At 57.3% G+C, this 21,900-nt stretch carries 22 protein-coding genes; 2 read left to right on the top strand and 20 right to left on the bottom strand.

Going from position 1 to position 21,900, the window contains the following annotated elements; translation table 11 throughout:
* The first annotated feature begins 79 nt into the window (after positions 1-79).
* Positions 80-412: a hypothetical protein gene (locus tag BLV09_RS34590; protein ID WP_146687897.1), complete on the top strand. Its 333-nt coding sequence runs from the start codon at positions 80-82 to the stop codon at positions 410-412.
* Positions 413-1,169: 757 nt separating this feature from the next.
* A complete protein-coding gene (locus BLV09_RS34575) occupies positions 1,170-2,225 on the top strand; it encodes a molybdopterin-dependent oxidoreductase (RefSeq protein ID WP_146690607.1) in 1,056 nt (351 codons plus the stop codon).
* Positions 2,226-2,464: 239 nt separating this feature from the next.
* Here BLV09_RS34575 and BLV09_RS34570 read toward each other — a convergent pair whose 3' ends face one another.
* From BLV09_RS34570 to BLV09_RS34475, 20 genes are all read right to left on the bottom strand, one after another.
* Positions 2,465-2,650 carry a hypothetical protein gene (locus tag BLV09_RS34570; protein ID WP_146690606.1) on the bottom strand — a complete coding sequence of 62 codons (186 nt, stop codon included), beginning with the start codon at positions 2,648-2,650 and terminating at the stop codon, positions 2,465-2,467.
* A 59-nt stretch (positions 2,651-2,709) separates the two neighbouring features.
* Entirely contained in the window at positions 2,710-3,492 is a 783-nt protein-coding gene (locus tag BLV09_RS34565) for an ABC transporter permease (RefSeq protein ID WP_100386607.1), read from the bottom strand.
* Positions 3,489-4,283, bottom strand: coding sequence for an ABC transporter ATP-binding protein (locus tag BLV09_RS34560; RefSeq protein WP_197685008.1), 795 nt, complete (start codon positions 4,281-4,283; stop codon positions 3,489-3,491). Before BLV09_RS34560 ends, BLV09_RS34565 begins: the two co-directional genes overlap by 4 nt.
* Before the next feature lie 68 nt (positions 4,284-4,351).
* Positions 4,352-5,275 carry an ABC transporter substrate-binding protein gene (locus BLV09_RS34555; RefSeq protein WP_244549231.1) on the bottom strand — a complete coding sequence of 308 codons (924 nt, stop codon included), beginning with the start codon at positions 5,273-5,275 and terminating at the stop codon, positions 4,352-4,354.
* A 166-nt stretch (positions 5,276-5,441) separates the two neighbouring features.
* A complete protein-coding gene (locus tag BLV09_RS34550; RefSeq protein WP_146690605.1) occupies positions 5,442-6,890 on the bottom strand; it encodes a UbiD family decarboxylase in 1,449 nt (482 codons plus the stop codon).
* A 48-nt stretch (positions 6,891-6,938) separates the two neighbouring features.
* Positions 6,939-7,709, bottom strand: a complete 771-nt coding sequence (locus BLV09_RS34545; RefSeq protein WP_100386603.1) for a class II aldolase/adducin family protein — start codon at positions 7,707-7,709, stop codon at positions 6,939-6,941.
* Positions 7,710-8,140: 431 nt separating this feature from the next.
* A complete protein-coding gene (locus BLV09_RS34540) occupies positions 8,141-9,196 on the bottom strand; it encodes a hypothetical protein (protein ID WP_146690604.1) in 1,056 nt (351 codons plus the stop codon).
* Positions 9,196-9,477 carry a 4Fe-4S dicluster domain-containing protein gene (locus tag BLV09_RS34535; RefSeq protein WP_100386601.1) on the bottom strand — a complete coding sequence of 94 codons (282 nt, stop codon included), beginning with the start codon at positions 9,475-9,477 and terminating at the stop codon, positions 9,196-9,198. The genes BLV09_RS34540 and BLV09_RS34535 overlap by 1 nt, the downstream gene beginning before the upstream one ends.
* Positions 9,478-9,489: 12 nt before the next feature.
* The gene (locus BLV09_RS34530; RefSeq protein WP_146690603.1) at positions 9,490-10,533 is read right to left on the bottom strand and encodes an aromatic ring-hydroxylating oxygenase subunit alpha; all 1,044 of its coding nucleotides are present in this window, start codon (positions 10,531-10,533) and stop codon (positions 9,490-9,492) included.
* A gap of 146 nt (positions 10,534-10,679) precedes the next feature.
* Positions 10,680-12,320 (bottom strand): gamma-glutamyltransferase, encoded by a 1,641-nt coding sequence (gene ggt / locus BLV09_RS34525; protein ID WP_244548895.1) that lies wholly within the window; start codon positions 12,318-12,320, stop codon positions 10,680-10,682.
* Positions 12,321-12,338: 18 nt separating this feature from the next.
* The gene (locus BLV09_RS34520; protein WP_100386599.1) at positions 12,339-13,115 is read right to left on the bottom strand and encodes a class II aldolase/adducin family protein; all 777 of its coding nucleotides are present in this window, start codon (positions 13,113-13,115) and stop codon (positions 12,339-12,341) included.
* A gap of 26 nt (positions 13,116-13,141) precedes the next feature.
* On the bottom strand, positions 13,142-14,602 hold the full coding sequence (locus BLV09_RS34515; protein ID WP_100386598.1) for an NAD(P)-binding domain-containing protein: 1,461 nt from the start codon (positions 14,600-14,602) through the stop codon (positions 13,142-13,144).
* Positions 14,603-14,682: 80 nt separating this feature from the next.
* Positions 14,683-15,846, bottom strand: coding sequence for an ABC transporter substrate-binding protein (locus tag BLV09_RS34510; protein ID WP_100386597.1), 1,164 nt, complete (start codon positions 15,844-15,846; stop codon positions 14,683-14,685).
* 21 nt (positions 15,847-15,867) lie between these two features.
* The gene (locus tag BLV09_RS34505; protein ID WP_146690602.1) at positions 15,868-16,599 is read right to left on the bottom strand and encodes an ABC transporter ATP-binding protein; all 732 of its coding nucleotides are present in this window, start codon (positions 16,597-16,599) and stop codon (positions 15,868-15,870) included.
* On the bottom strand, positions 16,589-17,416 hold the full coding sequence (locus BLV09_RS34500) for an ABC transporter ATP-binding protein (protein ID WP_146690601.1): 828 nt from the start codon (positions 17,414-17,416) through the stop codon (positions 16,589-16,591). The genes BLV09_RS34505 and BLV09_RS34500 overlap by 11 nt, the downstream gene beginning before the upstream one ends.
* Positions 17,413-18,246 carry a branched-chain amino acid ABC transporter permease gene (locus BLV09_RS34495; protein ID WP_100386594.1) on the bottom strand — a complete coding sequence of 278 codons (834 nt, stop codon included), beginning with the start codon at positions 18,244-18,246 and terminating at the stop codon, positions 17,413-17,415. The genes BLV09_RS34500 and BLV09_RS34495 overlap by 4 nt, the downstream gene beginning before the upstream one ends.
* Complete coding sequence (locus BLV09_RS34490) at positions 18,246-19,121, bottom strand: branched-chain amino acid ABC transporter permease (protein ID WP_146690600.1); 876 nt, start codon at positions 19,119-19,121, stop codon at positions 18,246-18,248. Before BLV09_RS34490 ends, BLV09_RS34495 begins: the two co-directional genes overlap by 1 nt.
* 213 nt (positions 19,122-19,334) lie before the next feature.
* The gene (locus tag BLV09_RS34485) at positions 19,335-20,039 is read right to left on the bottom strand and encodes a GntR family transcriptional regulator (RefSeq protein ID WP_146690599.1); all 705 of its coding nucleotides are present in this window, start codon (positions 20,037-20,039) and stop codon (positions 19,335-19,337) included.
* A 128-nt stretch (positions 20,040-20,167) separates the two neighbouring features.
* Positions 20,168-21,553, bottom strand: coding sequence for an FAD-dependent oxidoreductase (locus tag BLV09_RS34480; protein WP_146690598.1), 1,386 nt, complete (start codon positions 21,551-21,553; stop codon positions 20,168-20,170).
* A 2-nt stretch (positions 21,554-21,555) separates the two neighbouring features.
* Entirely contained in the window at positions 21,556-21,861 is a 306-nt protein-coding gene (locus BLV09_RS34475) for a ferredoxin family protein (RefSeq protein WP_100386589.1), read from the bottom strand.
* Positions 21,862-21,900: the final 39 nt, after the last annotated feature.

Raw genomic sequence — 21,900 nt, 5'->3', positions numbered from 1 at the left:
CGACAGCGGGCCGAGCACGTTCCGAGCCCAACCCATGGGGGCATTTGCGCGCCGGTTCGGCCTGCGCTTTGATCCCAGAATGACCGTCCTTACTCGCCGCCGCGAACCTGATCGACCCGATTGCTGGTTCGTCTGTTATGACGACGTCCGCCTCGGCACGATTGCACGGCGCGCGGGCGTCCCGGTTGACGTCGATCAGTGGAGTTGGGACTGCGGCTTTTATCCCCGATCGCATGCCGGCCACCGAAGCGACGGCACCGCGGCGACGTTCGAAGTAGCCCGGGCAGAGTTCGAACAGGCCTGGCGCGAATACCTTCCACAATGCACCGAGGCCGATTTCGAAGAGTACCGCCGGGAGCGCGACTGGACTGCCAAGAAATACGCCATGTGGCATTGTATCGACACGCGATGAGCCGGGTGGCGGATTCATTCGCGCGAATCGGCGGCCGCCGTTGCAAACAAGCCCCACCAAGTGGAACATCCGCCCGGGGGCAATACCGGGAGAAAAGCAATGAGGGTCCTTGCCGCGACACTTATCTTGCTTGTTTCAAGTGCTGCCGCCGCTCAAGAGTGTCAGACGTGCTCAACGGCCGACGCCTGTATAAAGGAGTACCTTAAGGCTACATCGGAGGCCCAAAGCGCCACTAAGCAGGCAATCCGAGATTGGAAGCAGAATCTGGACAGAAAGGCCTCCGCAGAATTGTCCAGCAGGGGCACGCTCGCATTGCAAAACACCATGGAAGCGCAAGTCCGTTCGGAGCTTGAGCGCCTGAAGGAGTGCTTGGCTAAGATTAAGTAGCTGAGCCCGGCGGCCAGCAGCTTACTGCGGACGGCCATCGGACCCCACCACGCGGGATTTCACCGCTCGCCGCGGCCGCCACGTCGAGCGGGTGTTCGATCCCGACTGCAAGGTCCGTCATTGGGGATGGCGCAAACTCGCGCGCAATCGATGAAAGCGGGTCGAGCGTAACCGCGGTGAACGTCGAAAGTCTCCGACAGATACTCGTCAAACAGAGCGCGGTAGTAACCAGAGAACCTGCCGAGGTCCGAAAAGGCTTGCTGTACAGCAACTTTGGCTATCATCATCGTCGCTGGATCACTGCGGCGAAGAAAAGAGTGAACGTCACAAAGCCGCTTTCGTTGAGGAAAGCTCACCGGAACCAAGCCGAGTGCTTCGCAACCCTCTGGCCACGAACCTGCATCTCGTGCCGGTGCTGAAAAAGGTTAGCGAGCAAGGCGGCAGGGTGATCCTTATCGATCCCGTTCAAAGCGAATCAGCGACGATCTGCGATCGGCACGTCCAGCCACGCGTCGCAACGGATGCTTCATTTGCGCTTGCTTTAGCGAAAATCGTCCTGGAGGAGGGCCTGGAGGACAAAGATTTCATCGAACATCATACCTATCGGTTCGCTAGCTTCCGTGCTCTCCTAGATTCCCATTCGCTCGAATCGCTCAGCGATCGTTGCGGATTGTCGATCGACGAACTGCGGGAGTTGGCGCGCGAACACGCAACAACGAAGCCGGCGTCTATTCAGCTCGGATGGGGATTGCACAAGTACAAAAGCAGCGCGGAGATATTCCGCTGCGTCGATGCCCTCGCGGCGCTGTGCGGTCAGATCGGCATTCCCGGCGGCGGCGTGGCACACGGTTACGATACCCAACGTCTTTTCGATAAAACCATCGAAGCGTCCGACAAGGCGGAATTTCACCGTGCGATTCCTGAACCGCTTTTGGGCCGGGGATTGTTGGAAGCATCCGATCCTCCCGTCCGCATGATGTTCGTGAATGGCGGAAATCCGGTAAACCAATCGCCTAACTCAAATTTGGTCGCTAAGGCGCTTACGCAATTGGATTTCGTTGTCGTCGTCGACAGTTTTCTCACCCGACTCCCGGGAAATCCGGTTGCGGCTATCGTCACTGCGGTGCTCTTTGCCCGGCCGCTGATTGATGCATTTTCGGGATCTTCCATCGCACCGCTTGAGGGCGAATGGTCCGTCGCCGCGGAGCGGATGCCTCATCGGATCGGAAGAAGGGAGTTGGCGCCGGGCCGCGTCGTTGGACTGGACGTCGAAGGTCGAAGGCAGATCGTCAAGCTGGGACGAGGCGGATCGGCGAGTCTGTTGCCGCTCGTCCTGGCGGACGGACTCATTGATCTGATGGCGCACGGCGCGGGCGTCGATGCGGGTTCTCTCATTCGTTTTCACCCGTTCAGAACACTGATGTGATGGGCACCTCCGACTATACACCGCACGCGCCAATCGACCGTGCGAGGCCACTAACCGTCGAAGCCGAGAAACACATATTCAAATGGACCGGCTGCTCAATACAGACTGCTATTTTCTAAGTCGGTCAGAATACCCGATGATCCGCGAATAGTCGCTCTTGGTACCGTTGCTCGAAGTGAAGGCGCTAAAGCGCGACGCTTTGTGGGCGCAGTTCTCGAACCTTTCTCGCTCTCTCTGAATTATTCCCTGGTTTCACAACGATCGCTGTGAACCGATGTTCGCTGCGTGCGAAGATTCAGCTCTGCTTTGAGCAGCCGGAACGAAGAAAACACATCGGTCAAGCGTTTCAAGCGCCGACACCATTTCAGCTCGGCTATATCCCGCACTTCAAAAAACAAATCGGGCGGAAGGTGAAACTCGTCCATGTTCTTGCATCCCTTTTGCTTTGGTTCGCCAAAGCCGGAATTCAAACTGATCACGGCCCTCAGGTTATGGTTGAATGCGCGCCTGTACCCATCCGCGAGGCCCAGCCTGTGCAGCGCTGCTCTACCAGCGCCGCGAGTGCGTACATGGCCACACCGAGAACGGCCACCAGCAGCAACGATGCAAAGACGAGCGGAATCTGAAATGACGAGCTCGCGGCAAGCATCAAATATCCAACCCCTTCGTTACTCGCGACCGTTTCCGACATGATCGCCCCCACGAACGCCAGTGTGATGGCGACTTTGAGTGACGCAAAGAAATAGGGCAGCGATCGCGGCAGACCGACCTTGATCAGGATGTCGAACCTTGTTGCGCCAATCGAGCGCAACACATCAACGAGTTCCGGTTCGGTTGTTGCGATTCCGGCGGCGACATTCACGACGATCGGAAAAAACGAAAGCAGGAATGCAGTCAGGATCGCCGGCACGGTCCCAATGCCGAACCACAAAACCAGCACGGGGACGATTGCCACCTTCGGAATGGAATTGAAGGCAATCAGCAAAGGATTGACGCACCGATACACACTATCGGACACACCGAACAGCATGCCGAGGGTGAGACCGAAGACCACCGAGATCGCAAAACCCGCGCACGTCGTCAACAACGTATGGTACGCATTTGGCCAGATGGTATTCCACTGAGAAAACAGAGCCGTCACCGACTCCGATGGCGTTGGAAGGATAAATGACGGCACCTTCAGCGCTCGGCATAGCACCTCCCAGAGCACTACGAACATCAGGACGGTCAGCCCTGGTCCCAGCCATTGTCCTGGTCGGCCGTTCATTGGCGTGCCTCGGCAATCTTCTGGCGCAATCGCAGCACCGTGTCCGCAAATCCGGGGTCAAAACGCTGTCTGGGATCGCGCGGCCGGGGCAGATCTATCACTTCGCTGTGGATGATATGTCCGGGTCTGCTCGACACGACATGGACGGTGTCCGCGAGATAGACGGCTTCGGTCAAATCGTGGGTAACGAGGACGGCCGTGAACTGTCGTTCAAGCCAGAGCGCCTGTACTACGCCCCAAAGCTCCTCGCGCGTAAATGCATCGAGAGCGGAAAACGTCTCGTCGAGCAAAAGCAGACGCGGGTCGTGAACAATCGCGCGACACAGCGCAACCCGCTGCTGCATTCCGCCCGACAGTTGCCACGGATAGCGATCAGCAGCGTCCGGCAGACCGACCGCCTTCAGCAGATCTCGGGCGCGCGCACGATGCAACTCCCGGTCACGCCGCTTGCGGCTCCGAAACGGCTCAACGATCTCCAAGGGCAGCATCACGTTCTCGAGGCACTTTCGCCAGGGCAACAGCGCCGGGTTCTGAAAGGCCATGCCGACGAATTTCAGCGGTCCGGCGACCTCTTTGTCGCCGACAATCACGCCACCGGCTGTAGGAGGGCGCAGCCCCGAAGCCAGCTTCAGGAATGTTGATTTCCCGCAACCGGACGGGCCGACGATCGCGGCAAACTCGCCAGTTGCGATCCGCACGGAAAACGCCTGCAGCGCCAGTTCGCTACCTACCGCGCCGTAGGTCACGCTCACGTCGTCCATCTCGACAAATGTGGGCCGCGTCAGCGGCATGAGCGGTTTCGGCGCCGGGTTGTCGAAAGGAGGTTTTGAAACGTAAAGCATTCGGCCAACCGAGCTATCTAAGGTAATTTGCGTTGGTCCGCCGGCGGCAGAAACTGACTGGTGAAGACTTCATCGATCTTTGGCTTTCGCGGCAGGTCCAACGCTTCCGTGACTTGAGCGATGCCCGCTTCCATGCGAGCGGGATCGATATCTCCGAAGCCGTGTTCTTTAACATACGGCGTCATGATGAAGTCGCGGTTGACGATCTCAAAGCGCTCAGTTTCGGCGGATTCAAAGATTGTCGGATCGCGCTTTTTGAGGAGTGGTGCCACCACCTCTGGCTGCTTCATCGTATCGCGAAGCGAGCTGATCAAAGCGAGATTAAACCGCCTGATGACATCAGGTTTCGAATCTACCAATGATTTCGAAACGATGACGGCGTTACCGTATACCTTCAGCCCATAATCGGCATACATCAGCGTCGTCAGCTTGGGCATGTCGGCGCCAAGCGCTTTGAAGCTCTCATAGCTTGCGTAGTAAAACCCGGTGACCGCGTTCCCTTCGCCGCGCATCATGAGGGACTCACGCAACTGCGGTTGAACGTTGACGAACGTCACCTTCGACCGATCGATGCCGTTGAGCTTTGCGAACAGCGGAAACAGCCGAAGATTCGACTCGCCCTGGCTGGTGACGACCTTCTTTCCCTCGAGATCCCTAGGTGTCTTGATCGACGTATCGAATGTCATGATTGAGAGCGGCGGCCGGTCGAACACCATCATCACCGCAATCAACTGAGGCTTGTCTGGATTTTTGGTGTTGAACTCCATCATCGAGTTGATGTCGCCGAACGCCACGTCATAGGCGCCACTGGCAAGCTTGGTGATGGCGTCTGCGGAGCCGTAACCGCGATCGATCGACACATCGAGGCCTTGCTTGGTAAAGTAGCCGTTATCGACCGCATTGACGAAAGCGCCGGCTTGACCCTGGAAGGCCCAATCCATCAGGAGTTTCAGCTTATCGGCGGCCTGTGCTGCTTGCGGTTGGCCAAATGAAAGCAATGCGACAAAACCGAGAGCCAATAAAAGGAGATGGCGTTGTATCTGTTTCAAGTTGACTCCTCACATATTTCGGTTTGCCCGGGCCAGGTCGTGTTTGTTGCCCGCCAGCTCAGATGAATTTTGGCAAGCGCACCTGTTCGAGCGGCGGCAACCCATAAGAAGCCCAGTCGTGCACGACGGCGTCGAGTCGCTTTCGGGGCGGCAAGGAGATCGGTGGATAGGTCCAACGGCGGGTTGCGTCGATAATGATCTTCGACCCAAGATTTTCGGCCGGAATTTCATTAGGCGGGTAACCTGACGGATCGAGTTCGATGGCGCCGGTGTTGGGGATCACACGCATGTCGCGCGTCGGATTGATGCGCCAGGACAGAATCCACTCGCGCATAAAGGGATCTCGGATGTCGTCGTCCTCATCGGCAATCACGATCCATTTGAAGTAGCTCATGCCGAAATAACCCAACACGGCCATTGCGACCTGGTCGGCATGACCGGTGTAGGTTTTCCTCAAGCTGACCCAGAGCATGGCAGTACAGCCGCCCGACTCGGGTGTATGAATATCGACGATTCCCGGAATGCGAAGATTCTGCACCAGATGTTTGAGCAGGTTCGCTTCCAGCAGGTTTCGCTTGATCATGCTGCTCTCACTCGGCGGAAATTGACTGATAATGCCGAGCAGAATCGGGTTCTTCCGATGGGTGATGCAGCTGACCTTGAAGACCGGGCACATGCGGCCGCCCGCCATGAAGCCAGTGAACTCGCCGAACGGCCCCTCCGGCTCGGCATAGTCGGTCAGGATCTCACCTTCGACAACGATCTCCGCTGTGGCAGGCACCTCGATGTCGACGGTTTCGCACTTCACCATCTCGACAGCTTCACCGCGGATACCACCGGCGATCGCGAGTTCGTCGGTGCCGTAGCGTCCCGGCGCGACCAGATAGTGCACCGGGTCGGCGCCGAGGTAAAATGCAGCTGGCATCGGCTTTCCGAGGCGCTGCCATTTGGAATGATGGATCGCGCCGCCGCGATCGGGTGCACCGTACAAAATCCCGGTCGTATCAGGGCCTTTGAGCTGGGCGCGGCGAATACCGATGTTGCGGACGCCATTGTCTGGATCCTTGGTGACCCACAGCGGCGTGAAATACGGCCCGGCATCCTTCTCAGGCGTCCAAGTCGGAACGGGCAATCGTCTTAGGTCGAGGTCGTCACCGCGATGAATGACTTCCTTGCACGGTCCGCTCGACACGACGATCGGTTCAATCGGATTGGAAATGCCGCGGATGGTTCGCTCGTGAATAGCAGAGGGCGTCGGTTCGCACTCCAGCGCGATCGACATCATCTCCGTCGAGGCCGCGACCACGCCCGATACCACGCGCGTGTCGGAATAGCCGCGGATGTTTCGAAAACCCACGCCATACCGTTTCTCCTCGGCCATTCCCCGAAACATCATCCGGCCGACGGCAGAAATTTCCCAATCCTTGTCGACTTCCTTGTCGACCCATTTCATCAAGCCTCGTTGCTCGAGGATATCCAGATACGGTCGGAGGCTTTCATAGGGCATGGAAACTGGCCTGGCTTATTTGTCGTTTTTTTACCGACCGGTGGGGGGTCAAACGGGACGGTTCATGCCATCCCAGGGGTCGAGCTTTGCGTAGTGGCCCCAGGCATGCGCGAAGAATTCGGCTTTGCGCGCCCCCGTGAGCACACTCTGGACTTCGCCGGTGGAGATACGCTGAACCGGTCCGAGTTGGGCGGCGATCCAGTGCAGATGCGCGGTCTCTTCCAGGGCGAACGCGGTGATGCAGGCATTCTCGATCGAATCTGATGCGACGGCGACGCCATGATTCTTCAAAACGACCGCGCACCCCTTGCCCATGAGATCGCTGACCATCCGGCCGCGCTCGGGCGTGTCGATCTGCCGATCAAACTGTAGAATGGGCACCGACGGGCCAAAGATCGCGCCGCGATTGCCAACGGGAAGAATATTGACGTCGGCAACGCCGAATGCCGTTGCGTATGTCGAATGCGCGTGCACGACTGACATCACGTCAGGGCGGGCCTTCATGATTTCAAGATGGAGATATCGCTCATCGACCGGCTCTATCTCGCCTTCGAGCCATTCACCTTCGAGATTGACGACCACGATATCATCGACGTCGACCTGATCGAGAGATCGGCCAGTTGCGTGGATGTGCCCGAGGATCAGCACCTTATCGGTGCCGGGGATACGCGCGCTGGCGTGCCCTTTGGTCAGGGGCCACATGCCACCCGCTGTCAGGATCCGGTGAACTTTCGCGAGACGGCGTCGCAACTGAAGCACTTCTGTTTCATAGGTCTGCTTCCGGATAAAATCGGTCATCCTGCCGGTAGGAGCATTCATATTCTACATTCCTGTTGATTCATGCTGAGACGCGCATCGCCGCGCTGCAAACGCAGCCCGAGGCGGGGTAGCTTGCTCGAATTCAAATAATACGAAGCCGCTCGAACGTGAACGGCTGCGAGACGGCGACGTGTGTTTGGAAACTTTCAGATGCCCTCTCTCATTATCGGCCTTCGACCATCCGCTCGATCCCGTGCAAGCCAGACAATCGCGACGGCTGGTCCCTCGATTTAACAGCAAAGAACGTGCCATATAGTGAAATGAAAGATGATACATGAAAATCGATGAAATTGATGCTTTCGTCTCTGCCGATGTGTCAATCGTGCATATTTTATCGCCTCAACTCGCCCATCATTCGAGCAAGATAGTTTCGTGACACGAGCCTTATTTTTATGAAATGAAGACATTTTGTGGGCCCGCAGGCCCTGCCGTCAGTTTGCGGGCTTGCGATCACAAACCGCGTAGTCGGGAGACATAACCCTGATTTCAGCGAGCCGTTCTGCAGTCCCGGCTACACGGATTCCCCGAATTTCGTCCTCGTGAAAGAGCAGCGTGACCTGAAGCATGCCGCCCGGCATGACGACCGTTGCGTCTTCGTCGATCAGGCCACGCGCATACGCTGCAATCACAGCAGCCGATGCGCTTGAGCCGGATGCCAATGTCGGGCCTTCACCGCGCTCGACGATACGAAGATGGATACTTTCTCTGTTCTCGACGAAGCACCATTGCAAATTACAGCCATGCTGAAAGACTGGACCGCTGGAATGAGGCGGCGCGTCGGCGATCATGGAAAATTCCGAGCGTAGCTGAGTGAGAAAATCGACAGAGGGAAGAGTCTCCGGTCTCTCGACAAAAGTCACGCAATGCGGGTTACCGATCGATATCAGGCTGCTATCAATCCACTTGTCACCCATACGATGCCGACGCCCGATGTCGGCCAGTGCGGCTACGGTAAAATGCAGCCCGCTACCTTGTATCGCCCCAGGTTGCGCCTCAACCGCATTAGCGCCAAACGACGGGACGACGTTGATGTCGGTAAGAATGCGCGGATCGTCCGGTTCCGGTGGAGGCACGTCCACCACGACCCGCGACATCGGCGAGATCGCGGCGATCGAGAACGGCAATTTCAGCGTGGGATCGGTGTAACCTGCATCCAGCAAGTATCGGGCAAAGATGCGAGATCCATTGCCGCTGAGTTGGGCTTGGCTGCCGTCAGAATTGAATATCCTGAATTCGAATGCGCCGTTCACGGTTGCGTCAGGTCCAACAAGAAGGCCGTTGGACCCAATGCCATAGTCGTGGCTGCATACCATCCTGACCCAATCGGTCGCACGTTCGATCGAACCGATCGCATGCAGGTTTCTCTGAGGATCATAGATCAGATAGCTGTTGCCCAAGGCCTGATATTTGAACAACGTGACGTCGGTAGATCGCTGCGACAAATCTGCAGATAACGTCGATACGTCGATCTGCGAAGAAATGCGCATCAAACGCTCGCTTTCAGAGGCATTTGCTTCTCTTCAACCACTGGCAAAGTGGTGGCACGCTCCGCATTTAACGCGACCAGATGCGTCCATTCCGGAGGCAGGTCCACTTCGTCATAGATAGCCTGAACTGGACAGACCGGCACGCAAGCCTGGCACAAGATGCAGGCTTCAGGATCAATGTACAGCATTCGGTCATCGCCGTGAAAGCATGCGACCGGACAGACCGTCACACATTCGGTAAAACGGCAATCTTTGCACTTTTCGGTGACGACAATGGCCATGGCGGCAACCGGTTAAGCTATACCGTAAGTGAGACCAAGCGCGCCAAGCCAGCGGCGATAGGCCAGACCAAATTTATCGGTGCGGTGATGAATCTCCGCGCGCAGATCGACCGGAATGCGCTCGGGCCGCTGGGTCTCGACGATGTCTTTGTCCTGGGAGAACACCTTGTCCTGCCGGCGCAGGATATCTTCCTCGGTAAGGTCCGAGCCGAAATTAATCGCGACGCAGAGCCGAATGATGCAATTCACCTCGTCGACCGGTTGGGCGGTCAGAAACGTGCAGAACCGATCCTCCGGGCTGCCGAGATGACGCTTCCCGGCGTCGGCAATTTCAACTGCCTTGGAAAAGTAGGCAACCAACGGACGAAAGACCCGGTAAATATAGGTTGCGTTTACCGGAACCTGACGATGGTCGCCATAGGGCTGGTACACGCGAATTCCGCTGGTGCTGATGCCATTGTCGTCCTCGAAGACTTTGTAATCTTCAACCTTATCCGGCGCATCCTCGACACCGTTCAACCCGCCATGGACGAACGGAAAGTGCGTTGCGTCGATAAAGTTCTCGACCGAACGGAATCCGTTTGCCTTGAATAAATAGGGGCCGGTGTTGAACTTGCGGAAGCTCGAATCCGTCCACTCCGGAAATACGGGAACGCCGTGTTTTGGTTCACCGAGCGAGGCCCATACCATCCCGTAACGTTCCTCGATGCGATGAGGAAATGCACGTGCTTTCAGCGGCGGCGGCTGATCTGGCGCGGCCGGAACAAGGACGCATTTCGCCGAGCCATCGTAACGCCAGCCGTGATATGGGCACACCACCGTGTCGTTGGCGATCCATCCCTTGGAAAGCCGTGCCCCGCGATGAATGCAAAGATCCTTCCAGACGTGAACTTGTCCAGCGGCGTCGCGCCACATGATCAAATCTTCGCCGAGTAACGTCGCCGGAACAACCTTTCCGCTTGGAACATCTTTGCTGAAGCCGATGACATGCCAGTCATCGATCAAGGCAGTGTCCGGGTTAGCGGTTTCCGAGACCATCCGCACTGGAGCGTTCATGTGGCCGTCCCTTCATTTCTTACCATCACAGGATCACGCAATAGTCGAACGCAGCACCTGTCCATTCTCGATCAAGCAATTTGCTTGCCACTAGGCCGCTGTGGTCCGGTCGGCATATCTGCCCCGACCACGCGGCCGTTATGCCGTCAAAATCCAACCGCAGCACCATCGCCACGCGGATCTGCACCGCCCTTCATCACACCGGTTTTTCGATCAATGACGATCGCTCCGGCATGGCCCATGATGTCGGAGTAATCCGGCGTCAAATTAATCCGGTGGCCAAGTCGCATAAGTTCGAGGACCACGTCATCGCGCACGCGTCCCTCGAGATTGAGCTGCGTACCCGGCTGCGACAAATCGAGCATGCGCCCTTGAAGCCAGCGTGGCGCCTCGATCGCTTGTTGAGGCGACATCTTGTAATCGATGATCCGTGCGACGATCGCCGCCTGCGTCTGTGGCTGTCCCTCTCCCCCCATCGTCCCATAGACCAGCTCCGGAGCGCCATCCTTGAACAGCATTCCGGCAATCAGCGTATGGAAGCACCGCTTGCGCGGCTGAAGCCGATTGGCTGAAGTCTCATCGAGTACGAAATATTTTCCGCGGTTCTGTAGGTGCACGCCGGTTCCGGCCGGCATGATCCCAGAGCCAAATCCGTCACAGATGCTCTGAATCAGCGAAACTGAATTACCTTGCTTATCGACGACCCCGATCCAGACGGTGTCTCCACCCCTGATGACCGACGCGCTTGATTCGGCGCTGGTCGATTGCTTGATCTTGTCGGCCTGCGCCTTCCCATGGGCTTTCGAAAGCAGCCGGTCGAGCGGGATATCGACAAATGTAGGATCAGTCAGCCATTCATCGCGGTCGGCGAACGCGGCCTTAACTGCCTCGGCCATCAGATGATAGAAGCCGGCCGAACCGTCTTCGATCCGCGTAAGGTCGAAGTTGTTGAGGATGTTCAAAATGCCGAGGGCCGCCATTCCCTGCGTATTCGGCGGCAGATTGAAAGCCGTATAATCGCGGTAAGGCACGGAAATCGGATCGACCCAATCGGCTCTATGAGCGGCGAAGTCTTCTCGCGTCAGCACTCCGCCATTGTCGAGTAGTTCCGCCGTAATCGTCTTTGCTATGTCACCTTTGTAGAAGGCCTTGGCGCCTTCCCTGCTGATCGCTTCAAGGGTCGCACTGAGGTCGGACAGACGCATGACGTCGCCTGCACGCAGCGGACTTCCGTCAGGCTTGCAGAAATGCCGCTTCATTTCCGGAAAACGTTGCAGATTTCCAAAGCTCTTGTCCGCGGTGTTGAAATCCACCAGCCCGCGCAAATCCTGATGTGACGAAACCGGAACGCCGTTGCGAGCGTAACCAACCGCGTCTTCAAGAAGCTCGCTCCAGGCAATCCTGCCGTCAAGTTTTTCGATGCTGTGCTGATAGGCGGCCTCCCACCCCGACACCGCGCCCGGCACAGTATTGGCGGCCAGATATCCCCTGGCGGGAATCGATGAAACGCCTTGCTCGCGGTAATGAGCAAGCGTTGCCTTGCTTCCCGAACGTCCCGAAGCATTTAACGCAAGCGGCGCAGGTTGGCCATCTCGCGAGATCAGCCAGAAATTATCGCCTCCGATGCTGTTGGCTTGCGGATACACGACCGCGACCGTCGCGGCAGCGGCAATCGCCGCTTCGACGGCATTGCCGCCCTGCCGAAGGATACGCAGTCCGGATTGCGAAGCGAGATAGTGAGGCGACGTCACCATCCCGTTCATCGCCAATGTCGTCGGTCGTGTCATTTCAAAAAGCCTTCACAGTTAGTTGCGGTAAGACGGATCTTCGCTGTCGAGTTTTCGTACCAGCGCCTGCCATTCCAGCGCGCCTGGATTTGCGGTCAGCTGCTCCTCCGAATAGCGAAGGCGAGCCGAATATTCCGAGATCTCTTCAGACGGAATGATCAACTTCTGGCCCGACGACTGCGCCTTGAGCTGCACTTCGCAGGACTTTTCGAGGTAATACATCAGGATAAATGCCTCGGCGACCGTACGCCCCGTCGTCAACACGCCGTGATTCTGCATCAGCATGGCTTGAGTATTTCCCATGTTTGCAAGCACGCGATCACGTTCATCGAGACGCACCGGCGGACCTTCATAGGGATGATACGAAACACGTTTGTAGAATTGCTGCGCCCACACCGTGAGCGGAAGCAGACCACATTCCAGACTTGATACTGCCATCGCGTTAATTGGATGCCCGTGAAACACACAGACTCTGTCATCGCCTGAACGATGAATTGCACTGTGAAGTACAAAACCCGTGGGATTGTGCACCCAGCGGTCGTCGGGCTCGACCATCTCTCCGTTTTGATCGACCTTGATCAACGACGAAGCAGTAACTTCGCTGAACAGCATTCCGTATGGGTTCAGGAGAAAATGTAATTCCGGGCCAGGAACACGCGCAGAGAGATGGGTGTAAATCAGATCATCCATGCCGAGTTTCGCCGTCAGCCGATAGGCTGCGGCTAGTTCAACCCGGAGCTTGGTCTCTTCGGCGCTCCATTTTGCTTTCTTTGCAATCGATGTGGCTACGTTCATGGTCTTATCCTTCTATTTCCTCAAACTTATTCCCAGCCGGAATGCCGATCGAATGCTGCTTTGATCTCTTCCTCGTTCTCGATGAACAACGTCCGGGAGATATCGTGACACACGCGCTCGGCCGCATATTGCAGGCCCGACAAATTGCAACGGAATCCGCTTAAATGCGCGACACCCGAGCAAAGGTAATAGATGCGGCTCACGAAATGATCGCGATCGTGAAGAGGTGTGAATTGCAGTGCAGAACCGAGATACGGGCTGTTCTCAAGCTCATGATGCGTGGCATGGCCGTTAGGAATATAGCCGTCTTTCCACAGCCGGACCGACGGCAACACCGATTGCAGCTCTCGCTGATCCGCCAATGAATTTCGGCTGCCGGTGCCGCAGATCATGAAATCATGGCGCATCTCCGCTCCCCCATAGCGGCCGATAATTTTGCCATTCTCATATCGAATCGATTCGATACCGGCGCTTCCGTAGATATCGAACCGGTTGTCCCGAATGGCTTCGTAATAGGTATCGCGCGGCGGCGGCACCCCGAGATCGAGGTCGGCTAATGAATACGCCCACTTCATCTCGTCGGAGAGTTCGATGTAGTGGCGATGATATCCGTGCCACCGGCTGGCGAGGCAGACACGATGAACTGGCGGCAGGCTTTCCCTGCGTATCAAAAGGTCGACGGACCGAGCGCCGGCCTCCAGCGCGGCATTGGCGGTGTCAAAGGCGCTGGCGCCTCCACCGATGACCACAACATCGCGATCCGCCAATCGATCGATGGGAATATCCCCCATCGTGTGGGAGTATGCTTGCGACGGCAGATTTTCCCTGACCAGTTGCGGAAAACGCTGCAAACCCGCGCTCTCAATTCCCGTGCACAGCACGACAAACTGCGCGCGCGTTATCCCTTTCGAAGTCTCGAGTTCAAAACATTCGAGATCGGGGCGCCAGACAATGTCGGAAACGTTGACGTTGTATTCGATAGGAAGCTTCAGAACGTCGCCAAACCAATCGAGATACTCCGCCCACACCAGCCGCGGAATTTTCTTGATGCTCCGAAAGTAGTCCTCGCCAAACTTCAGATCACACCAGCGTTGAAAATGAAGATTGGGAAAGCCCCAGTGCAACCCTCCGGTCTCGCTTTTTCGAGTCCGCAACAGATGGTTGCGCGCGTAGTTTCGCCACGGCCCCTGCAGTCCGGCTGGATTGCGGTCAAACACCTTCACGCTGTGCAGACCGAACCGTTCGAGACCGAAAGCGACGGCCTTGCCCGTCTGCCCCGCTCCAATCACGGCGACTTCGAGCATTCCCTCCCGCGGGTTGTACGGGAGCGGATCTACCGGATAGCGGAGCATCTCCACGTCGACGCGAATTTGAGCCTCGAGGTCACGAAGCCGCCCCTCCCATCCCCGGCGCGGAGATGGTCGATACAGACGCTCCGCCATCGAGAAATCACCGGGAATGTCGAGCTTTTGCGCTAAAGTTGCCATATGAATATTTCGTGTTTCATTTCACAATAAAAGCGATTGAGCCGATGTCAAGCGCGATCAGCTAATCGCGAGGCCTTTGGCTAATCGAGATGCTTGTCGACCAGCACCCACTTTCCGCCCTTTGCCTCGAGCACGTAGATGACCTTGATGGCGTCGCCATCGGCGTTGATCGAAAGCGGACCGACCAGCGCGGGAAATTTGCTGAGCTTCCGAATCTGGTCCCGGATGGCTGTCCGTTCTGCGGCGCGTTTGTCCTTGTCGCCGGTCACTCCGGCTTGCTGCATCGCGTACGCATACATCGAGACGATGTCGTAGCTGGCTGCGTCGAACTGGTTGGGTTCAACGGCGGGTTCGCCTTTCTCCTTGAGCTTGGCCTGGAACTTCATGACGAAATCCCGTGTCCGTTCGTCATCCATCCCGCTGAAAAAGGTCGCGGTGATCAACGTCCCCTCTCCGTTCGGACCCATGCGCGCCGGCAGTTCGGCATCGGCGACCGAGGAGCCGCCGAGCATCCGTCCCTTATGGCCCTGGCGGCGAAGCTCCGCCGCGAGTTTCAGCATCGGTTCGGGCGGCGTCCCGACGGCAATGAGGTCGGTCGGCTTCTGCATCAGTTGCGAGACCTGCGGAGCCAGATCGAATGCCGCTACACGAAGCGAGACGGTCTGCTCGAGCGGAAGGCCGGCTTGCTTGATCGCATCCGGGAGCACCTTGGTTCCCAGTGCTTCGGAAACGGCATCGTCGGTTGCGTAGGCAATCGAAACGGACTTTGCCGCATAGCCTTTTGCTTTGATTGTCTTGAACAGCCGCTCATAGGTGTAGGCCTCGTCTGTGGTATTGCGGAACGCATAGGTAAACGGCGCGGCGACCTTCGGCGCTGACGAAGCCATCGACATCTGCGGAATTCCGAGGCGCTCGCCGACCGGGAACGAAACGCGGCATTCGCTGGTGCTGAACGGGCCGACGACAGCGAGAGCCGGTTCATCCTCTGCAAAATGCGCCACTCCCGCAGCCGCCTGGTCGGGCTTGCCGCCGGTATCGAACGACGCAAGTGCAAGCTTCTTACCGTTCACACCGCCTTTCGCATTGATGTCCTCGATCGCGACTTGCACCGCTATCGCATTGCGCTTTGCCAGCGCTGAAAAAGGCCCAGTGTTGGCCGCCAGATATCCGATCGTCAGATCATCCGCGTGCGCGGAACCAATGCCAAGTGCAACAAGCACCATAATAAGACCGGTACGTTTCATCCTCTTTCCTTTTCGCAATCGTTAGGCATGCAGACGGTGCTTCACGGTGACGTCGTCACCGAGATAGGCTTTAGTCAGATCATCAGATTTCATGAGTTCTTCGGTGTCGGATTCAAGCGCAAGACGACCGAGCTTCAATACATATCCCCTTCGTGCCGCCTGGAGGGCCATTCTGGTGTTCTGTTCGACAAGCAGGATCGCAAGGCCGGCGCTGTTCAAACTACGGACCAGGTTGAAGACTTCTCGAACAAAAAGCGGACTAAGACCGAGAGAGGGCTCATCCATTAGGAGCAGACGAGGCCTCGCCATGAGCGCCCGCCCAATCGCAAGCATCTGCTGCTCGCCGCCCGACAAGACCGAACCGAGGTAGTTTCGCCGTCGCGCAAGGTTTGGAAAGAGATCGTACATTTTGGTCAGATCGCCTGTGATTTCGCGATCCCGCCTTTGATAGGCACCCATCAGGAGATTTTCCTCGATGGTCAGCGACAACAATATCCGGCGACCTTCAGGCACGAGTGCGATACCAGCCGACACACGGCGCGCCGACGACCATCCAGAAATGACCTGACCCGCAAAGCGAACCACGCCTTGCGCACGTGTCACGCCCATGATCGCGTTAAGCAGCGATGTCTTCCCGGCGCCGTTCGCACCGAGCACAGCGGCGATGCTGCCTTCCTCGACATGAACACTCACGTCACTTACCGCCGACACGTTACCGTAGGAGACGCTGAGGTTGCGGACTTCAAGCAGCATTTTCGTTCCTTTGAATCGCTGCTTCACCGGACGAAGTCGATTTCGAATGGTTGCGATACGTCGGCTCGTCCTTTCCAAGATATGCTTCGACCACTAGCGGGTGACTACAAACCGACGCGGGATCACCCTCGGCAATTTTTCGACCGAAGTTGAGAGCGACCGCCTGGTCGCAGAGCGTTCTGACGAAATCGGTGTCATGTTCAACGATGAGCACGGTCGTGTCACTCGGAACCGAGGATGCAAGTACCGTCACAAGCTCATTGCGTTCGGTCGAATTGAGTCCCGCAGCTGGTTCGTCGAGCAGCAGAAGTTTGGGCCGGCCCACGAGCGCACGGGCGACTTCGATACGCTTTTGTACGCCGTAAGAAAGCCCTTGGGCGAGTTTATGAATGTCTTCACGGAGCCCTAAGGTCTCGGCCACCTCCTCGGCTTCGTCGCGCCAGGCGCAATTCCACCGACTCCCAAGCGGTGCAAGAATTCTCGTCCATGGACCGACCAAATGGTGCTGCCCCAGCATGATGTTTTCCAACACCGTCAGGTGTTTCATCAAACGAAGGTTCTGGAAGGTTCTGCCGATGCCGAGACGAATGCGCTGGTCAAGCGGGACGTCGTCAATTGGCTCATCATCGAGGCGGATTTCGCCCGCAGTGGCGCGGTAAACACCGCTCAGAAGGTTGAAGATAGTGGTTTTGCCGGCGCCGTTCGGGCCAATCAACCCACAACGAGATCCTTTGCGAACCTGAATATCGAGATTGTCGATAACCGACAGTCCGCCAAAGGTGAGCGTAATTGCGTGCAGGAATAGCACAGGCTTCATGCGAGACGCCTCCTGAACGGCAGTTCATGGATCAAGCGCCTCGTTAACAAGCCCTCAGGGCGCAGCAGCATCAGAAGGACTATGCAGACGCCAAACCCCACGTATCGCCACTGATCCGTGCTTCGGAGAAATTCCGGCACGAGCGTGAAGATGATGGCTCCGATCAACGGTCCGAATGGAGTCTGGAGTCCGCCCAGCAGCGCGTAGAGCACCGCATATGTGCTGAGCAAGACATTGAAGTGCTGGGCTTCGAGATAGTTAAAGTGATGCGCATAAAGGGCGCCAGCGACTCCAGCAAATCCAGCACCGATCGTCAGCGCGGCAACCTCGACGCGTCGAACCCTGACGCCGAACACCGCGGTGCCCCTGCCGTCATTCCGAATGGCCGTCATACATAGACCGAACCGTGTGCTGCTCAGCCAGGCGACGGCTGCGAGAACGATCACCATCGCCGCAAACATCGGAGCGACACTCATATGGTCGGCCACTACCAGGCCGCTGGCTCCCCCCAACGCATTCACATTGAGCAGGACCGCGGCGACGACTTCGGAAAATGCCAGGGTGGCAATTGTGAGATAAATGCCACGAGCTCTAAGAACAGGAATTGAAACGGCCAGTCCCGCAATTGTCGACGCACCCCCGCCGCCGATGATCGAAATGCCAAGCGCAAATCCGTGACCGCTCAGGATGGCCGACGTGTAAGCACCGATTGCCATGAAGCCGGCGATACCGAGATTGAGCTGACCGCAAGCCAGCGGCATGTAGGCCGAATAGGCTGCGACGATATTGATGATCAGGATCGCCGCGATCTGGGTTGCGTATCCGCTCATCACATGCGCTCGACAAGGATGGCGCGATCGCCGAGCAGGCCATTCGGCATCACCAGAATGAGCAGGAGCAAAACGCTGTAGACGACGACGTTTACGGCCTCCGAACTGACGTAGGATATCGTCAGTACCTCCACTATCGCGATGATCAAGGCGCCCAGCAAGGCGCCCCAGATGTTGCCCATCCCACCCAGCACCATGGCGGAGATGCCTTTGAGCGCGACTTCCGATCCCATATCCCAGGAGACCTGAAGGTAACTGATACCGAACAACGCGCCGCCCATCCCGGCAAGCAGACCGGAAATGAGGTACATGCCGGACACCGTCCGGCCGACATCGACGCCCAGCATTGCGGAAACTGTGGAGCTCTCCGCGATCGAGCGAAGACCACGCCCGAGTTTCGTGCGCGTGACGACAAAGTAGCAGGTCGCAATTAACAACAGGGAGATGGCGAAGCTTGCAAGTTGAGGCAAGCTTATGAGTACACTTGCGATGCGAATACTCGCGCCGCCAAACGGACTCGGATAACCGACGGCATCCGATCCAAAATAGATCAAAACGAGATTCTCAAAAAGGATAAGGAATCCGAGAGAGCTGACAAGCGGAATGTGGCTGTCGGAATTGTTGAGCCACCGAAAAGTGAAGCGCTCAATGACGAGCGAAACGCCCCCCGTGACCGCAAGGGCCATCACGATCGAGACCGCGATCCCGTATCCCTTCGACAGGGCCGCACAGGAGACGACGCCTCCGAGCATGAACAACGCAGGAATGCTGAAATTCAGAAAATTCAGGATACCGATCGTAAGCGAAAACGCGAGCGCCACCAGTGCGTAAATACCGCCGAGAAGGAGTCCATTGGCAAGTTGCTGCGCCAGCATCGGGTCTCGCTTAGCATTCGTGTTTCATTTCACGAAGCAAGCGACGTGCCAGAAGCGGTATTGACCGGATTTGGAGGGAAAGTCCTAGAAATCCAAGTATTACTCGACCTGGTTCAGGAAAATCAACTCACTGTCGCACGATCAATCAGGCGAGCCGATCGTCGCGGGCACAGCTTGTGCAATCTGCCGAGAAATTAATCGAAAGGTCGTGCCTCAACGCGCCAATGCGGAGAGCCGGCTTTTGGCTGCCGCCGGCGTCTGCGCCGGCACCCGCTCACGGCGAATGGCGGTCGCGAGATCCTGGATGTGGCTTCGCGCCTCTCGCTCGGCGAGATCCGGATCGCGCTTGCGGATGGCTGACAATATTTTCTCGTGGTCCATGCAAGACTGTGGGAGGTGCGTCGGGATCGAATTGCGCTGAATGCGCATGGCCCTCATCTGCGCGAACACCGATTTCAGCAACCGTTCCAGCGTGACGTTATTGGCCGCACGCAGAATCTCCTCGTGAAACTCGAGGGTGCGCGTGTAGTAACCATCGGAATCGCCACTGCTGAGGCAGGCGCGCTGATCATCGATGCTCCGCTGCAGGATCGCCAGTTGACGGTCCGTGACATTCGAAGCCGCAAGCCGCGCAGCCATCCCTTCGAGCGCTTCGCGCGCGATATACATTTCGAGCGCACGCCCGGGATCGTAGTCGACAAGGTACACCCCTTGCCGTGGCACCACCTCGACGACGCGCTCCGCCTCCAGCCGATTGATGGCTGCCCACAATGGTGTACGGCTGACGCCAAGTTCCCGGCTCAATTCCTCGACGCTGACCTTATCGCCCGGGTTAAACCGATCCCCATTAAGCAACATGTCCCGGACGACCGTGTAGGCGTCCTCGCTTAAATTCGATCGCTTGAGCTTCCTCGCCATCCCAGGGGACTCACACGTTTCATGATTGATTTCTAGTCTTACCTGCGAATCCGCCGCGCCTCAAGCCGCATCTGAACCGAACTTCTGGAAAAACCGATCTATTTTCAATGGCATGGAGGCCGGTCTACTCACGCCGCGGGTTGCGAAGGCGTAGCCGGTGCCTCGCCGCTTCGAGCGATATCCAGCATGGCATCGATACTCACGATTTTGCGGCGCGGCCTGCCCACTTCCTGTCCAGAACGACACTCCGCTTCGTCGATCCGCTTCCAGTCCGCAAAATTAATCCGGGGATTCCCCGGCGGAGCCAGCGCTTGCGGCCGGTCAGTTTTCACCGACCAGCGCTTGTCGCGAAAATCGGCCAGCAACGTGCGAACCGTTTCCGCGGCGTCGGCACGATTTGTGCCGATGATGCCCGTGGCGCCCCGCTTGATCCAACCCGCAACATATAGCGACGCACCTCCGATGGAGTCGCCAGTCACCCGTCCTTCGACGTTTGGAATAATTCCGCGTCGGTCGTCGAATGGCACATCGCCGAGCGGTCTGCCTTGAAACCCGATGCTTGCGATCGTCAGTCCGGCCGAAATGGAAAAACGCTCGCCGGAAGGCACGGCCCTTCTGCAAGCGATTGGCCCTTCCAGCCGGTTGCGGACAAAATGAACGGCCTCAACCCGATCGGTGCCCTCGATGGTCACCGGACTCGCAAGAAATTTGAGATGAAGCTCCCTGGTGGCTTCTCCGTCCGAGCCACGTGAAGCTGCGTCGCTGATGATGCCGAAATTGCGCTTGATAGCTGCGTTGACCGGTAGTTCAAGGAATCCACGCTCTTCTTCGTCAAGCTGCAAGACATCTGGCTCGATCACGACTCGAACATCCGATAACCCAAGCAATTCGCGCAGTTCTGCCGTCGTGAACGACGCCTGGATCGTTCCTCGTCGTCCAACGAGATGGACGCGTCGCACACGGCTATGACGAAGCGCCTCGATCGCGTGATCGGCCATGTCGGTTTTTGCAAGCCTTGCATGGTCGCTGAGCAGGATGCGCGCAACGTCGATGGCGACATTGCCATGTCCAACGACGACCGCACATTCATGATCAAAGCGCGGATCAAAGTTGGCAAAATCGGGGTGGCCGTTGTACCAGCCAACGAAATCCGACGCAGTAATACTCTGCGCAAGCCGACTGCCTGGAATCGACAGCGACGTTCCGGCAGAAGCGCCATATGCCAGAATGACCGCGTCGTACCGGCTACGCAGCGAGCCGAGCGAGATATCGCTGCCGACATCTATATTGCCGAAGAATGAGAATTGCGGGTTGCTGGCCAGGTTGTCGAACACCTTGACGACCTGCTTGATTTGTTGGTGATCCGGTGCGACGCCGGAGCGCACCAGGCCGTAAGGCGTCGGCAGCCGGTCGAACATACCGACACGCGCCCCAATGCCGGCTTTCAGAAGGGCTTCGGCTGCGAAAAAGCCGCTTGGGCCGCTGCCAACAATTGCGATTTCGGGCTCAAACATTGCTAGAATCCGTAGCTCGCCTTCCTCGTGTCGGCGTTTGGAAGGGCCGCTTGCTTTTCGGCGATCACCGGCAGTTGAGCGGCGCGTTGCGCATTGATCTCGATCCACTGAATTTTCTCAGCCGGAAGATCCTCTACGTCAAAGATCGCGTTCACAGGGCATGCCGTCAGACAGGCACGACACGCAATACATTCGATCGGATCGACATAAACCATCCGCTCGTCCTGATGAAAACAGGACACTGGGCATACCGCGACACACTCGGTGAAGCGGCAATCCGCGCAATTATCCGTAACGACGACAGCCATCGATTAATTCCACCCTTTGGTCGCCGGCAGTGCCGCCGC

This window comes from Bradyrhizobium canariense, from assembly GCF_900105125.1.
GTDB classification, from domain to species: Bacteria; Pseudomonadota; Alphaproteobacteria; order Rhizobiales; family Xanthobacteraceae; genus Bradyrhizobium; species Bradyrhizobium canariense_A.
The sequence above is the reverse complement of the archived record's forward strand: the minus strand, read 5'-3'. Positions and strand labels throughout refer to the sequence as shown.